The organism is Roseivirga spongicola (assembly GCF_034376045.1).
Lineage (GTDB): Bacteria > Bacteroidota > Bacteroidia > Cytophagales > Cyclobacteriaceae > Roseivirga > Roseivirga spongicola.
In genome coordinates, this window is sequence record NZ_CP139724.1 from 1,039,305 (window position 1) to 1,054,301 (window position 14,997).

General features: G+C 39.7%; 14 protein-coding genes. 5 read left to right on the forward strand and 9 right to left on the reverse strand.

Annotated elements, in window-relative coordinates; translation table 11 throughout:
* Positions 1-317: 317 nt before the first annotated feature.
* Genes gldD through mutY form a run of 4 tightly spaced genes read right to left on the reverse strand, consistent with a single transcriptional unit; the run spans position 318 to position 3,783 of the window.
* On the reverse strand, positions 318-905 hold the full coding sequence (gldD, locus tag T7867_RS04730) for a gliding motility lipoprotein GldD (RefSeq protein WP_245660197.1): 588 nt from the start codon (positions 903-905) through the stop codon (positions 318-320).
* Entirely contained in the window at positions 902-2,233 is a 1,332-nt protein-coding gene (gldE, locus tag T7867_RS04735) for a gliding motility-associated protein GldE (RefSeq protein ID WP_068218418.1), read from the reverse strand. The genes gldD and gldE overlap by 4 nt, the downstream gene beginning before the upstream one ends.
* Before the next feature lie 27 nt (positions 2,234-2,260).
* Entirely contained in the window at positions 2,261-2,686 is a 426-nt protein-coding gene (locus T7867_RS04740) for a single-stranded DNA-binding protein (RefSeq protein WP_068216301.1), read from the reverse strand.
* Positions 2,687-2,724: 38 nt separating this feature from the next.
* Positions 2,725-3,783 carry an A/G-specific adenine glycosylase gene (mutY, locus tag T7867_RS04745; RefSeq protein ID WP_068218424.1) on the reverse strand — a complete coding sequence of 353 codons (1,059 nt, stop codon included), beginning with the start codon at positions 3,781-3,783 and terminating at the stop codon, positions 2,725-2,727.
* A gap of 143 nt (positions 3,784-3,926) precedes the next feature.
* On the opposite strand from mutY, the gene T7867_RS04750 reads away from it, so the two are divergent.
* The 3 genes from T7867_RS04750 (at position 3,927) to T7867_RS04760 (ending at position 6,789) form a co-directional block, all read left to right on the forward strand.
* Positions 3,927-4,229, forward strand: a complete 303-nt coding sequence (locus T7867_RS04750; RefSeq protein WP_068216303.1) for an HU family DNA-binding protein — start codon at positions 3,927-3,929, stop codon at positions 4,227-4,229.
* Positions 4,230-4,247: 18 nt separating this feature from the next.
* Positions 4,248-5,063 carry a tetratricopeptide repeat protein gene (locus T7867_RS04755; RefSeq protein ID WP_068216305.1) on the forward strand — a complete coding sequence of 272 codons (816 nt, stop codon included), beginning with the start codon at positions 4,248-4,250 and terminating at the stop codon, positions 5,061-5,063.
* Between the two features lie 169 nt (positions 5,064-5,232).
* Entirely contained in the window at positions 5,233-6,789 is a 1,557-nt protein-coding gene (locus T7867_RS04760; RefSeq protein WP_068216307.1) for an Rne/Rng family ribonuclease, read from the forward strand.
* A 256-nt stretch (positions 6,790-7,045) separates the two neighbouring features.
* Here T7867_RS04760 and T7867_RS04765 read toward each other — a convergent pair whose 3' ends face one another.
* Positions 7,046-7,699: an outer membrane beta-barrel protein gene (locus T7867_RS04765; RefSeq protein WP_068216308.1), complete on the reverse strand. Its 654-nt coding sequence runs from the start codon at positions 7,697-7,699 to the stop codon at positions 7,046-7,048.
* Positions 7,700-7,743: 44 nt separating this feature from the next.
* Between T7867_RS04765 and T7867_RS04770 the strand changes: the two genes are divergently transcribed.
* On the forward strand, positions 7,744-9,027 hold the full coding sequence (locus T7867_RS04770) for a gliding motility protein GldB-related protein (protein WP_068216310.1): 1,284 nt from the start codon (positions 7,744-7,746) through the stop codon (positions 9,025-9,027).
* Here T7867_RS04770 and T7867_RS04775 read toward each other — a convergent pair.
* The 4 genes from T7867_RS04775 to T7867_RS04790 all read right to left on the reverse strand — a co-directional run bounded on the left by T7867_RS04775 (position 8,993) and on the right by T7867_RS04790 (position 11,871).
* Positions 8,993-10,222: a glycosyltransferase family 4 protein gene (locus tag T7867_RS04775; RefSeq protein WP_068216312.1), complete on the reverse strand. Its 1,230-nt coding sequence runs from the start codon at positions 10,220-10,222 to the stop codon at positions 8,993-8,995. The two genes, T7867_RS04770 and T7867_RS04775, sit on opposite strands and share 35 nt — an antisense overlap.
* Before the next feature lie 170 nt (positions 10,223-10,392).
* Complete coding sequence (nth, locus tag T7867_RS04780) at positions 10,393-11,046, reverse strand: endonuclease III (RefSeq protein WP_068216314.1); 654 nt, start codon at positions 11,044-11,046, stop codon at positions 10,393-10,395.
* Between the two features lie 14 nt (positions 11,047-11,060).
* The gene (locus tag T7867_RS04785; RefSeq protein WP_068216316.1) at positions 11,061-11,297 is read right to left on the reverse strand and encodes a hypothetical protein; all 237 of its coding nucleotides are present in this window, start codon (positions 11,295-11,297) and stop codon (positions 11,061-11,063) included.
* Positions 11,272-11,871 carry an RNA polymerase sigma factor gene (locus T7867_RS04790; RefSeq protein ID WP_068216318.1) on the reverse strand — a complete coding sequence of 200 codons (600 nt, stop codon included), beginning with the start codon at positions 11,869-11,871 and terminating at the stop codon, positions 11,272-11,274. Before T7867_RS04790 ends, T7867_RS04785 begins: the two co-directional genes overlap by 26 nt.
* 272 nt (positions 11,872-12,143) lie before the next feature.
* On the opposite strand from T7867_RS04790, the gene uvrA reads away from it, so the two are divergent.
* Positions 12,144-14,960 (forward strand): excinuclease ABC subunit UvrA, encoded by a 2,817-nt coding sequence (uvrA, locus tag T7867_RS04795; RefSeq protein WP_068216320.1) that lies wholly within the window; start codon positions 12,144-12,146, stop codon positions 14,958-14,960.
* Positions 14,961-14,997: the final 37 nt, after the last annotated feature.

The following is a 14,997-nucleotide window of genomic DNA, read 5'->3' on the forward strand; positions in this document are numbered from 1 at the left end:
TATATCATCGGATTTTTTAAGCTTTTAGTCCACGGATTAATCCGTGGCTTTAAGGGTTGTGAGATTTATTTTTAGTGTTTTAAACGATTCTGGTATGCATGCTTTTTGTTTCCATGCTGTACAAGACCTAGTATCTAAGTTTGGTTTATCCCTCGATTACCCTCGGGATAAGAAATACCCCTAAATCCCCTAAAGGGGACTTGGCTTTATCGCTCACCGGGGTAAGTTTCCTATTGAGAATGTATTTGAGAGGTGAATTGGTTTACTCTAGAACGCTGCAAAGTCTTCCCCTTCGCAAGGGGAAGATTTAGATGGGGTCAGTATTTCCACTCAAAGCTGTTCAACAGGTGTATCATGTCTGTTTTGATGTACTCAATCACAGGCGCGAGTGAGTCATTTTTGGTAGCGGTGTTAAAATAAAGGGCACCTCTAAAGAAATGATGGGTGCTATCTGAAGTAAAGAACTGAAATTGAGTAGGTACCTCACCTTCTAGCTCGGTAACGCTGGCTACTTGTCCATTCGGTATTTTAATCAGACTTTCTTCAATACCATACGCTTTTACATTGTGCTTCATGGCGAGCTCAAAAGCTTCGTTCAATAATACCTGCGGTTGGTTTCTAGGGTCGACCAAGCTTTTGTAAGTGATTTGTACAATAGCATCGAACTGTGGGTATGTAAGGTTTACCCAAAAGCGTTCAGCATTCTTAGAGTCGTCTCTTGTTAATACAGAGTGGTCTGAATACTGAAATTTGTAGGGGAAAGTATCGGGCAGAATTTGGTATCTCGGTTCGGGTAGGTCAATGCGATTGAATCCTTTAGGCTTGGGCAAATACACTTCTTCGCAGCTTAATATGGCGCCAAGAATAATGGTACTAGCAAAAATTAAGTTGAATGTTTTCCTCACGAAGTTTGTGGTCTTATCAATACCCTAACGCGTTTAATGCGCCTTAAGTCTACAGCCACAATGGTAAACAAAAATCTACCGAATTCTATTTTCTCTCCAGCTCTTGGTAACTTTCCGCCAATTTCGAGCAATAAACCTCCAAGCGATTCGCTTTCGCCTTTTACGCTGTCGAACTCAGCAGGCTCTACACCAATAATTTTGCAGAAGTCGTTTAGGCTGGTTTTGCCTTCAAATATGTAAGTAGAGTTATCTAGTTTATTGAAGGCAATGTCTTCATCGTCATACTCATCATTAATTTCACCTACAATTTCCTCAATGATGTCCTCTAGGGTAATTAATCCAGATGTCCCACCGTACTCGTCTACCACAATCGCCATGTGAACGCGTTGTTCTTGAAAGTCTTTGAGCAGAGAATCTACCTTTTTATTTTCAGGAATAAAGAAGCCAGGTCTAAGCAACGTTTGCCAAGCAAAGGTATCATCCTTGTCTACGTGAGCAATGAGATCCTTAATATAGAGTACTCCCTCAATTTTGTCTATGGTTTCTTTGTAAACCGGAATTCTGGAAAAACCACTTTTATTAATTCTATCCATTAACTCATGAAAGTCCAGTTCAATATCTACAGCTGTAATATCTAGCCTAGATTTCATTACCTGGCGAACAGATAACGTACTAAAGTTTACAATACCCTTTAATATACCCTTCTCTTCTTCTGTGGTGTCATCGCCAGTAGTAATTTCCAAAGCTTGGTTCAGCTCATCTACTGTCAGGTCAACTCCCTTTTTTTCTACGTTTCTCTCTATAATGTTAGTAACTGTGATGAGTGTCCAAGAAGCTGGGCGGAATATTTTTTCTAGAAATACCAATGCTCTTGAGGTGAATCGGGCGAACTTCTCATTGTGCTGGTTGGCGAAGTTCTTAGGAACTACTTCTCCGAAAAACAGAATAACGAAAGTAACAACGGCCGAAAGAGCCACAACTACAATACCTTCAGTAGTTTTAGTACCCACAATGGCCCAGGTGAAAAAAGTGGAAATGGTAACAATGGCGATGTTTACTAAATTATTGAGTATAAGAATAGTGGCTAATAAATAGCGCCTTCTGCTCAATAGCTTTAGTACTGAATTACTTGTTACAGATTGTTCTTTTTCTAACTCGCTAAGCTGATTGCTATCTAAAGAAAAGAATGCTACCTCTGAGCCTGAAATAAGGGCCGAAGAAATAATAAGCAATACAAAAGCAAGCACATTGAAAACCAGATATGGAGTGCTCAACTCTGTGAGTTGTAAAAGTAGCGCCAAACTCGGCTCAGGTTCGTCTGGTGTTATTTCCAAAATCTTTTGTTTAGTCCCACATTAGAATGGTAGATCGTCCGTATCATCTTCAGGTATGCTAGATACGGGGCTTTCGCTCATATTGTTTCCACCATCGCTAGAGTTTCCACCTTCAGGTCGGCTTCCTAGTAAGGTCAACTCACGCCCCACAACTTCTGTAGTGTAGCGCTTGTTGCCATCCTGATCGTCCCATGAACGTGTAGTTAACTTTCCTTCAATATACACCTGGCCGCCCTTTTTCAAAAACTTCTCGGCAATTTCAGCAAGTGGTGTCCACAACACAATGTTGTGCCATTCGGTATTAGTAACTCTTTCGCCTTGTTTGTTTTTATAGGTTTCGCTTGTCGCAATAGGGAAGTTAGCTACTGCTCTACCATTATCTAAATGTCTAACCTCTGGGTCTTTGCCCAAGTTTCCAACGAGAATCACCTTATTTACACCTGCCATGATATTGAATATTTTAAGACTGAATTGAATGAAATTAACTAATAGAAAGCTTTTTTCAAATAGTTCTCAATGAGAATGGGTTTTGGCAACTCATGAATCTGTTCGAGACTATATGCCTTCAAATTCAATTCTTTCTGAATATTGGCAAAGGTATTCAATTCATTAACCCGAAGCCTAAAAAATCGGGCAAAAATCTGTCTATGTGTTAATACATGCTTTACCTCTTCAGAAACATCAATTAGTGTAAAGCGATCTGGAGAGTTTAGACTATTCAATACAGATTCTTCTGAGCTTCTTTTTAATGTCTCTTCTAAATGAAACTGATACAATCCTTTCCAGATACCATTGCCAATACGCTCATGCAACAACAGCTCACCGTTGTATTCAAAGATGATGTAGTTAAAGAATAGCTTCTTCACTTTTACCTTCTTTGTCTTTACAGGCAACTGTTCAGTCTCTCCTTTATTAAAAGCATAACAGCTATCGCTAAGAGGGCAGATAGCACAAGCAGGACTTTTAGGTGTGCATTGAATAGCCCCAAAATCCATAATTGCTTGATTAAACTCTCCTGGCTGATCTTTAGGAATGAGTTCATTGGCCAACTTTTCAAATACCTTAGCAGATTTTGTCTCGGCTATATCATCATAAAGCCCAAAAACCCTAGAAAGTACTCTATATACATTACCGTCTACTACAGCATTAACTTGATTGAACGCCATAGAAGCAATAGCAGCCGCAGTATACCTACCAATTCCTTTTAGCTTTAAAAGCTCCTCAAATTTGTTTGGAAATTGGCCATCATACTCTCCAACAACCATTTTTGCACAGCTATGAAGGTTTCTGGCACGCGAGTAATACCCTAATCCTTGCCATAAACGCAAAACTTCTTGCTCCTGAGCTGCAGCTAAATCATTTACTGTCGGATATTTATCAACAAAATTTAGGTAGTAGGGCATTCCTTGGTTTACCCGAGTTTGTTGAAGAATAATCTCAGATAGCCAAATTTTATACGGGTTGTTTGTTCTTCTCCATGGTAAATCACGCTTTTGGTGGCTGTACCACCTAATTAATTGATTTACAAATATTTCTCTATCCAAGTCTTTAGCTTTCGTTTTGGGCGGGCACAGGTAGAATTTTTTGGGAATAGGTTTTATAATTAGACCCGATCCCTTAATTTTGCAGGCCAAAATAACTGAGAATAAGTTTTTTGTAAAGTTTTATCAATTAAAAGAAGAAAACAGTGACTAAAGCAGATGTTATCAATCAGATCGCGGACAAAACAGGTATCGATAGATCTGATGTTACTACAACTGTTGAGACTCTTTTTGCTGTGGTTAAGGATTCGATGGCTGAGGGTGAGAACATTTATGTAAGAGGGTTTGGAAGCTTTGTGAATAAGAAGAGGGCAAAAAAGATTGCTCGTAATATTTCTAAAAACACGGCTATTGTTATCGATGAGCACTTTGTGCCAAGTTTTAAACCGTCAAAGGTTTTTGTTGAGCAGGTGAAAACCAGCTCTAAAGTTAAAGCTGCAAATAGTTAATAAAAGCCCCTGGGCTTTATGAATAGAAATCAGGTCATTCTCCTTGTTGTTGCCATCGCTGCTGTGATAGGCCTTTTTAGTCTGCCACGGGTAGTTGTGGATAATGACAATGAGCAAGCTGCAGAGTTTGTGGATGAAAGTGTTCCGGGAGGGGTAGTAGATCATAGCTCTGAGGTGCCTGAAGAAATTCAACCTAAAATTGACTACTGGAAGAGTCAATTATTCGTGAATGGCAATATGCAGCCCGAAAATGAATCTCTTGATTCATTAATGAGGGTGTTCATGGAGATCAACCAGTACGACAGTGCCGCATATTATGCCGGCCAGTTCGCAGAAAGGTTTAATAAAATTGAACACTGGCAAAAGGCTGGTGATGTTTATTTTGAGGCTTTTACATTTGCCTTAGATGAGCAGAAAATTAGTTTACTGGGTAGTAAAGCAAGAGAAGCTTACGAGAAAGTGCTCGAAGCACAACCTAGCAATTTGGATGCAAAGCATAACATTGCAATGACCTATGTAGCAGGTCCGGCACCAATGCAAGGTATCATGATGTTAAGGGATATTATTAAAGAAGACCCTAAAAACATGAAAGCTTTAATGAGCATGGGAAGAATGTCCATTCAAACCGGTCAGTTTGAAAATGGAATTGAGCGTTTCCAGTCTCTTGTTGAATATTATCCAAACCATATAGAAGGAAACTTCTTCTTGGGCGTGTGTTACTTCGAAGCCGGACAAATGGTGAAGGCCAAGTCGCAGTTCGAGAAAGTAAAAACATTAGATGCCAATGAGCAGGTTCTGACCGCTGCCGATGAGTATCTGGAAAGAATTAATTAAAAACATTAAAACATTAAGATTATGCCTTGCGGTAAAAAAAGAAAAAGACATAAGATTTCTACTCACAAGAGAAAGAAGAGGCTAAGAAAGAACAGACACAAGAAGAAGTAATCTTCTAGGGCTTTATAGCCCGTTTTTTGTTCTATTATAAATCTAAACCTCTACTACGTTGAGTAATGAATTGATTATTAATTCAACTCAAAATGGTAGTCGTATAGCCCTTCTAAAGGAAAAAAATTTAACGGAGTTCCATCATGATAATGATGAGAACAAGTTTAAAGTAGGTGACATTTATCTGGGAACGGTTAAAAAAATTGTTCCCGGTCTAAATGCCGCGTTCATTGATATAGGCTACGAGAAAGACGCCTTTCTGCATTACCTAGACTTAGGTCCGCAGATAAGGTCTTTAAATAAGTACACCAAAAAGGCGCTCTCGAACAAGCATACATCAGGCTCATTGGCCAATTTTAAAAATGAACCTGATATTAATAAGCTTGGTAAAATGAATCAGGTGCTCACAAAAGGGCAGCAGATTCTGGTTCAAATTGTCAAAGAACCCATTTCTACAAAAGGGCCACGACTGACCTGTGAGTTGTCGTTAGCTGGGCGCTATATGGTTTTAGTGCCGTTTTCCAATTCCATTAACATCTCAAAAAAGATTACTGATGGTGAGGAAAGAAAACGCTTGTTGCGTTTAATCTCATCTATTAAACCAGAAAACTTTGGCTGCATAATTCGCACCGTAGCCAAGGGAAAAAATGTAACCGAACTAGACAAAGACTTAAGAAACCTCGAAGAAACTTGGAAAGAGGGAATGAAAAAACTTCATTCTGTAAAGCCAAGAGAAAAGGTAATTGGAGAAATGAGCAGAGCTTCTTCGCTCCTCAGAGATATCCTGAATGAGTCTTTCGATAGCTTAGTTACTGACGATAAGGAAATACACGATGAGATTAAGGAGTATATCAGAAAGATTGCTCCTGATAAAGAAAAGATTGTTAAGCTCTACAATGGAAAGGCTAAGATTTTCGAAGCCTTCGGTATTGAAAAGCAGCTTAAATCTCTATTCGGAAAGTCTGTTAGCTTACCTCGTGGTGGCTATCTGATTATTGAGCATACTGAAGCGCTTCACGTAATTGACGTGAACAGTGGTAACAAATCTAACGCAGGAGAAGACCAAGAGTCTACAGCTTTAGCTGTAAACCTTGAGGCTGCTAAAGAGATTGCGCGCCAGTTAAGACTTCGAGATATGGGCGGAATTATTGTCATCGACTTCATTGATATGAGAAGGCCCGACAATAAGAAGAAGCTTTATGCTGAAATGAGGTCTTTTATGGAGACTGATCGTGCGAAGAATACCATTCTTCCACTAAGTAAGTTTGGCTTAATGCAAATTACTCGTCAGAGAGTAAGGCCTGAGTTGAACATTACTACGCGTGAAGTTTGCCCTACATGTCAGGGAACAGGAAAGGTAAGTGCAACTATTTTAGTTTCTGATCAAGTCGAAAAGAACCTAGAATATATTCTTACTACTCAGAATGAGAAGAATGTAACCGTAACATTGCATCCATTTTTACATGCCTACTTTACCAAAGGGGTGTTTTCAAGAAGATGGCAATGGTATAGAAGATTCCATACTTGGGTGAAACTGGAGAAAGATAGCTCTCTCGGTTTAAACCAATATGTTTTCTATAACAAAATGGGTGAAGAGATTGAGCTTAAAGCTTAGTAGCGAACCAAAGGAATAAGAAAGCCCCAATTCAGCAATGAGTTGGGGTTTTTTATTGGTCACAAAAGGAGTTAAAACTACGTGCTTTGGTGCGTTTCGCTTTAGCTTTCTGAAGTTTACGATGTGCGAATTTTGATTGACATCAATAGTAAATCTAATCCCGAAAATTTTCGGGACGCACATTTTCTAAGTCAGCCATTCCAAGCCACCTTCAGTTGCTTCTAAAACTATGGTGCTTTCATCCCATAGTGGTTTATTAGAACTTGATCCCAAATTCAAGAGCGAACATATTGTTCTTCACCTTGAACTCATCATAACCAGAGGTTTGCTGGCTAACCTGATTTAAAAATCCTATGTTGAAATTAAGAGCAGCAAAAAGGTTGGTATTAACTCCAATAGCTCTTTCCACTCCGCCACCGAAGTTCCCAGCAACATCAATACTCTGAAACTTACTGATAGACATTATCCGATCATTTTCCTGATTGGTTGTTAGCCTTATTTCAGGTACAATTCCAAAATTGAAGAACACCCTAGTGTCCAAGAGAACCTCGTTGGTATAGAGCTTCACGAGTAATGGAACTTGCAGATATTCATGGTCGTATCGCTCGTTTTCAGGTTGACCACCATTAAACCGAGGGTCTGTAATAGTTAATTTAGTAACCCTTGTGGCATAATTAATTCCTGAATGGAAATAGTAGTTTTCTCGAAAAGGAACATCTATAAAGGCACCGAGCATAAACTTAACCGCAGATCCATCTTTGTCTACTGAGGTATCTTCACCACTCGAAGGAATTCGGTTGTAAGAGACAGTTGGCCCTAAGGTAATTCCTATCCTATAGTCATCAATTTGAGCTTTTGCCGTACTCACAAAAAATAGGGCAATAAGAGCAGAGAAAACGTGTTTTTTCATGTGGGATAAAATAAATGAATAGTTTTGTCTTTTAAAAAGTGAGGATGTTGAAACGCTGGTCTTTTTTACTAATCGTAGTCTTTTTTGTGGCCTGCTCTGGCGATGACTGCAATAATGAGGTAGATCTATCGAAGGTTGATGTAGAGCTGGAATTTGAAGACCTGACTCATACCATACATCAAATTGATTCAAAAGAAGACCTGAAAGCATTTTTTGACTCAAATCCTATTGTCCGTGATTACTTCTTTGGTTTTGGAGAGTTAGTACCTAAAGAGGCCTTTTTAAACGAAGTACTCAAGTTTACACAAGTGCCAAAGATAAAGTCAATCTTTAAAGCTAGAAGCTTTGAGACTTTTCAAGAATTGCTAGATCAGAACAGGGAAATTCGAGAATACCTTACTTTCGAGTATCTTAATGCTAATAGAGATAAGAACCTTAAAGATGTGTACAATCTTCTAGCAAATTCCGCTATAGAAGACCTAAGTACAATTCAAGCTATAGATACTTACCTCTTGGCCAATCCGAAGGAGTACGAATACTTTAAGTTCGTCTTCAACTTTCAGACAGAGGAAGGGTTGATGGACGAAAACTATAGGCTGCTACAGAACCCTTATGTTGACACCCTTTACCAAGAAACCTTAAGACTTATTAGCGCTCAGGAAGTAGCTTATGAATTAGATCAGGCCTTTGCTAGACTAAAGAGTACTTACCCTGAGTTTGAAGCTCCAAAGGTTCAGACGGTCTACTCAGCTTTTGGAAAGGATGTTTACATGTCTGATTCGCTAATTGTAATTGGGCTAGATTATTACTTGGGCGAAGAAGCTAGCTATAGACCTAACGTTTATGATTACATTCTTAAAAGACTGACGCCAGATCACCTTGTGCCACAGATAATGCAATTCATGTCACTGCCGTATAACGAAACCGCAGAAGGACAAAGGTCCGTTTTGGACGAAATGATTTACTACGGAAAGGCCTTCGCCTTCGCAAAGCAAATGTTGCCATGTACTGCAGATAGTTTAATTGTCGGTTATTCTAGTCAAGATCTAGCAAATGCAACGGTTAGTGAAGCGGTAATTTGGAATCACTTTCTGGAAGAAAAGCTACTATACAGTGAGCAGCCAGTTCACATTACTCGCTACATAGATGAAAGGCCAAATGTGCTAGAAATAGACAGAAGGGCTCCCGGAAGAATTGGTCAATGGCTTGGCTGGCAAATAGTGAAAGCGTATCAGGAAGAAACCGAAACAGATTTTGTAGACCTGATGGATGAAACCGATGCGCAGAAGATTCTTACGCAGTCAAAATATAGACCTCGTTCTCGTTAGTCTTCAGTTTGTTCTCGTTGTTGAGAAGTTTAGAAAGCTTCTCAACTTGTAGCCTTTTTGAATATAGCTTTTCAGCAATCTGTCTTGAGTTGTTCTTATAACTTTCCAACAAGTCCTTCTGAGTCAAAAATGGTTTCAGCTTCTCAATGAATTCTTGTGGATTTTCAGGGTCTGCATAGAACCCGCATTTGTATTGCTCCACCAAGTCTTTGGTCCATCCATTGGAGTTAACAATTGTCAGTTTACCAGAAGCCATGCTATCAAACATCTTATTCGGGCTATTGGTAGCTAAGACCGGAATTTTCGCAAATGAAACGTAGGTTGCATCGGTAACATTCAATAACCTGCGAACCCCTTCCTTATTCTGATGCCCAATAAACTGAACATTAGAAAGCTTTCTTAAATAGGCTTCGAGCTTAATTTTACTTAACTGAGAGCCTTGACCAACCACTTTAAAATCAATGTTCAGGTTTCTCTTTTTGCATTCTGATGCTAAGTCTAGCAAATATTCTAAATGATTTGTAATGCCAATGCTACCCAAGTAAGTAATTACAAATGGCTTTTGAGCATTATAAAACTCCGTCAGCTTTGGGTCCTTTAATTCCTTTTTAAAGAACTGACAATCGGCCATATTGGGTATCATGTACACCTCCTTTTCTGGAGTCACTTTTTTAATCCAATCTCGCATTCCTGGAGAAAGAGCTACTATTTTATCTGCTCCCAGATAAATCTTCTTTTCGAGAGCATATAGATACTTTTTAAGAGGAGCACTTTTGATTGCACCTAGTTCTATAGGTGCGGTTGGCCATAAATCCCTGACCTCAAAAATGTATGGGATATGTCTTTTCTTTTTTAACCATAACCCAATTAGACCAACAGTTAATGGGGTACTAGTGATGTAGGCTTTATCAATACTAGCAATGTTCTTAGCATACTTTTTTGCTAGGCGAACGAACTTGAAAAATGACCAAATTCGTTTGAAAAAGCCCATTTCATTAGAATACCTTACTGGTAAATAGTGGACCTTAATACCATCAATCTCAGCTTTCGTGTAGATCGATTCGTTGTGCGTAGTCAGCATTTCCACTTCAAACCCTTTTTCAACCAGCCCTTTGGCAAGGTAATAGGAGCGAATAGCTCCGCCTTCCTGAGGAGTTTTGAAATATTGGTGAATATAGAGAATGTGTTGTGCCACTAAATGCTAATTCATTTTGCTCTCGATCAAGCCAGCTTATTTAACCCTTTAATTCCCTAAGGGGATACTCAATCTAAATTCTTCACCCTTTCGGGCAGGGGTCAAAATAACCTCGTCCGCCAAAGGCTTGATCAGAAGCACTAAATACTGTTCTAACTTACGAAAAATTACTAGCGAAGGATTTTCTCTTGCTTCTCAAAGTATCGGCAGAAGTGAATGAGCTTGCATTCTTCACACTTAGGCTTTCTGGCAAGGCAAACATAACGGCCATGTAGAATTAGCCAGTGATGTGCTTTTGGAATGACTTCCTCGTCCAAGTGTTTTACCAATTGTTTTTCAACCGCTAGAGGTGTTGAAGCATTCTGGTTGACAAGTCCTAGGCGCTTAGAAACACGATAGACATGGGTATCAACGGCCATGGAGGGTTGATTCCAAATAACCGAGGTAATGACATTAGCTGTTTTTCGTCCGACACCAGGTAGCTTTTGTAGCTCTTCTATGGTTTCAGGGATTTCAGAGTTGAAATCTTCAACCAACATTCTTCCCAAGCCTAAAAGGTGTTTGGTTTTATTGTTGGGATAAGAAACCGACTTGATGTAAGGGAATAATTCGTCAAAATTCGAAGCAGCCAAATGCTCAGGAGTGGGGAAGTCTTCGAACAGTTTGGGAGTAACCTTATTGATTCGAACATCGGTGCATTGGGCAGATAAAACAACAGCAACCAGTAATTCAAACGGGTTGCTGTAATTCAATTCTGTTTCAGCCTCTGGCTGATTTTCTTTAAAGTAGGTTACAAATGCATCGTACCTTTCTTTCCTAGTCATACCGCGAAAATAAGTTATTCAACGGAATGCAGGTGATATGATTTGGAATAACTGAGTATGGCATCTATCGTTTTAGCCGATGGTTCTTTCATGGAGGCTTCAAGACCAGAAATCACTTCTTTCAAGTCATCATAGTTTTGCTCCAATTCTTCATCGAACAACATAGCGCTGGCAATTTCAGCATTTTCCTCTTCCGAGGTTTCTTCGTAAATGTAACGTACTAAATCATCTTGGGTAAAGGTTTTGATCATAGGCAATGTTCTTTTTGTCCATCTTCTTTCTAAGGTTGATGAGCGCATATCGCATACGGCCTAAGGCGGTGTTAATGCTGACCCCTGTGTTGTCGGCAATCTCCTGAAAGCTCATTTGCATATAGTGTCTCATCATAAGAACCTCTCGCTGTGCATCTGGCAATTCTTTAATCAAATCTCGAAGCAAAGCATGAGTATCTTGTTTTATTTGTCTAGACTCAATAGAGTCTTCCGAAAACTCCAAAGTGTTGAAAACGCTACTTCCGTCTTCCATAACTATGGTCGGATAACGTTTTGCCTTTCTAAAATTGTCTATGGCTAAGTTGTGCGCTATTCGGCTTGCCCAAGGAAGGAATTTACCCTCTTCATTATATCTCCCGCTTTTCACGGTTTTTACCACTTTAACAAAGACCTCTTGCATTAAGTCTTCTGCCAAATACTGATCTTTTACGATCATATAAATGGTGGTATAGATTTTCTTTTTATGACGATTGACCAGCGTAGCGAACGCCTCTTCGTTACCATTTTTATACTGCGATATCAACTGACTATCGCTTACAGTATATTTCCTCATGTTATTTAATGTTAGGTTAACGTAGAGGTTTATATCATATTGTGCTGGTTAGGGTAAGACAAACTTTTGTTTTAGAATAATCTCAAATGTATCAAAAGTTGAAAACAAAGCAAATTTGCTAACTATTTCTTTCGTTTTATTTTCTGGATTAATCCATTTAACGACTCCAAATAAAGTGCAATGATTATGCCAAAAAGCCCTCAATAATTCTGTTTAAAAGACTTAATTGAACTAGAACATTTAGCAATCAGCTCTGTTATCTTTGCAATCTCATGTCAAAAACAACTGCTTTAGAACATACCCCTATCGATCAGCTTGACCCTAAGGAGTTTATCATCATTAAAGGGGCGCGAGTTAACAACCTGAAAAACCTAAGTGTGGCTATTCCCCGAAACAAACTCGTGGTAGTTACAGGTCTTTCTGGTTCGGGGAAATCATCATTGGCATTCGATACATTATTTGCCGAAGGTCAACGAATGTATGTGGAAAGTCTGAGCAGTTACGCCCGTCAGTTCCTGGGTAGAATGGAAAAGCCTGAGGTAGACTATATTAAAGGCGTTTCCCCGGCTATAGCCATTGAGCAAAAAGTAAGTACAAGGAACCCACGATCTACTGTTGGAACCACAACGGAAATTTATGATTACCTAAAGTTGCTTTTCGCCCGAATAGGCAAAACCTATTCACCAATCAGTGGAAAGGAAGTTCAGCGTGATAGTGTCACTAGCATAGTAGAATTTATTCTTTCGAAAGAAGAAGGCACTAAGCTTATGATTCTTTGCCCTTTGATCACAAAAGAAGACAGAAGCTTAGAAGACGAATTAAACGTGCTTCTCCAGAAGGGCTATACCAGAGTCATTTATGCTGGCCAACCACACTTTATTGAAGAGTTGCTTGAAAAGCCAAATGAGCTAAAGGAAGAGGATATTGAAATCCTAATCGACAGAGGAGTTGTTCAACATGATGAAGACACTCAATTCCGCTTCAGCGACTCGGTTCAAACCGCTTTGTTCGAAGGCCAGGGCGATTGCATCATAGATATTCCAGGAGAAGGTAGAACTAGCTTCTCAGATAGATTCGAAGCAGACGGAATGCTCTTTGAAGAGCCAAGCGTAAACCTGTTTACTTTCAATAATCCTTACGGAGCTTGTAAAAGGTGTGAAGGGTTCGGCAAGATTTTAGGAATTGATCCTGACTTGGTGATTCCCGATAAATCACTTTCAGTTTACGATGGAGTCATTGCTCCTTGGAGAAGCGAAACCATGAGAAAGTGGCTGGCTCCATTACTAAAGCATGGTATTGAGTTCGACTTTCCAATTCATAGAGCTTATGCAGACTTGACCCACGAAGAGCAAGAAGTACTTTGGACAGGCAATAAGTACTTCAAAGGTCTCAATAAGTTCTTCGAATACTTAGAGTCGAAAACTCACAAGATTCAGTACAGAGTAATGCTTTCTCGTTACCGAGGAAGAACGGATTGTCCTGAATGCAAGGGTACAAGGCTGCGAAAAGATGCCTCTTATGTAAAGATTGAAAAGAAATCTATCACAGACTTGGTGTTGATGCCAATTGGAAGGCTTACCGATTTCTTTGAGCAATTGGAGCTGACAACACATGAGGAGAAAGTAGCAGGAAGATTGTTGAAAGAGATCAAAAATAGAATTGATTATCTGCAACGAGTTGGCTTGAGCTACCTGACTTTGAATAGACTAACCAATACGCTTTCAGGAGGAGAATATCAGAGAATTAAGTTGGCTACGTCTTTAGGAAGTGCCTTGGTTGGTTCTATGTACATATTGGATGAACCAAGTATCGGTCTTCACCCGAGAGATACCGACCGATTGATTTCTGTATTGAAATCACTTCGTGATTTAGGAAATACGGTAGTTGTGGTTGAGCATGAAGAAAAAGTGATGCAAGCCGCTGATGAAATTATTGATATTGGTCCTGATGCAGGGTCTAATGGTGGTGAATTGGTTTTTCAGGGAACATTACCTGATCTGATTGGGCAAGGAAATACGCATACTGCTCGCTTTCTGAATGGAACTGACAGAATGGAAGTTCCGAAGCAAAGAAGAAAGTGGAATGACAAACTGATTATCAAAGGAGCCAGAGAGAACAACCTGAAAAATATTGATGCTGAAATCCCTTTAGGAGTTCTATCTGTGGTTACTGGGGTAAGTGGTTCTGGAAAATCCACTTTGATTAAGCGAATTCTTTACCCGGCTTTGGGGAAAATGCTCGGTACAGTTGGTGAGCAAACGGGTAAGATGGAAGCCCTTGAAGGCAGCCTTAAAAAGGTAAGTCAGATTGAGTTTGTAGATCAGAACCCGATCGGAAAATCTTCAAGGTCCAATCCAGTAACTTATGTAAAGGCTTATGATGCCATAAGAGCACTTTTCACGGATCAGCCATTAGCTAAGCAAAGAAACTATAAGCCAGCTTTCTTCTCCTTTAACGTGGATGGTGGTCGATGCGAAACCTGCCAGGGAGAAGGTGTCGTGAAGATTGAAATGCAGTTTATGGCAGATATTCATCTGACATGCGAAAGCTGTAAAGGCCAGCGCTTTAAGCAAGAGATCCTAGAAGTGAAGTACAACGACAAGAACATTGCTGATGTACTAGACATGACAATAGATGATGCTATGGAATTTTTCGAAGGAGAAAAGTCCATCATCAATAAGTTGGCGCCACTGCAAGAGGTTGGACTCGGGTACATCAGACTTGGGCAGTCTTCTAATTCACTTAGTGGTGGTGAAGCTCAGAGAGTGAAACTGGCTTACTTCTTAGGTAAAGGTAAAAGTAGCAACAAAGATCATATCCTCTTTATATTCGATGAGCCAACCACGGGGCTTCATTTCCATGATATCAGCAAGCTGATGTACTCCATCAACGCGCTGATCGAACAAGGTAATTCTGTACTCATCATTGAGCATAACACCGAAGTCATCAAATGTGCTGATTGGATTATCGATTTAGGTCCAGAAGGTGGTGATGCTGGAGGTAAGGTCTGCTATGCCGGAACGCCTGAGGATATGGTGGTGCTAAAAGACGAAAACCATACGGCTAAGTATTTGGCTGAGGTACTTTAACCCCTCCGCCCTAAAGGGCACCTCCCCTTGGTAAGGG

Excerpts from the sequence above, each read along its gene's own strand:
- T7867_RS04740 (WP_068216301.1), bottom strand. The coding sequence starts at position 2,686 with ATGGCAGGTGTAAATAAGGTGATTCTCGTTGGAAACTTGGGCAAAGAC.
- T7867_RS04755 (WP_068216305.1), top strand. The coding sequence starts at position 4,248 with ATGAATAGAAATCAGGTCATTCTCCTTGTTGTTGCCATCGCTGCTGTG.
- T7867_RS04765 (WP_068216308.1), bottom strand. The coding sequence starts at position 7,699 with ATGAAAAAACACGTTTTCTCTGCTCTTATTGCCCTATTTTTTGTGAGT.
- T7867_RS04770 (WP_068216310.1), top strand. The coding sequence starts at position 7,744 with ATGTTGAAACGCTGGTCTTTTTTACTAATCGTAGTCTTTTTTGTGGCC.
- nth (WP_068216314.1), bottom strand. The coding sequence starts at position 11,046 with ATGACTAGGAAAGAAAGGTACGATGCATTTGTAACCTACTTTAAAGAA.
- T7867_RS04785 (WP_068216316.1), bottom strand. The coding sequence starts at position 11,297 with ATGATCAAAACCTTTACCCAAGATGATTTAGTACGTTACATTTACGAA.
- T7867_RS04790 (WP_068216318.1), bottom strand. The coding sequence starts at position 11,871 with ATGAGGAAATATACTGTAAGCGATAGTCAGTTGATATCGCAGTATAAA.
- uvrA (WP_068216320.1), top strand. The coding sequence starts at position 12,144 with ATGTCAAAAACAACTGCTTTAGAACATACCCCTATCGATCAGCTTGAC.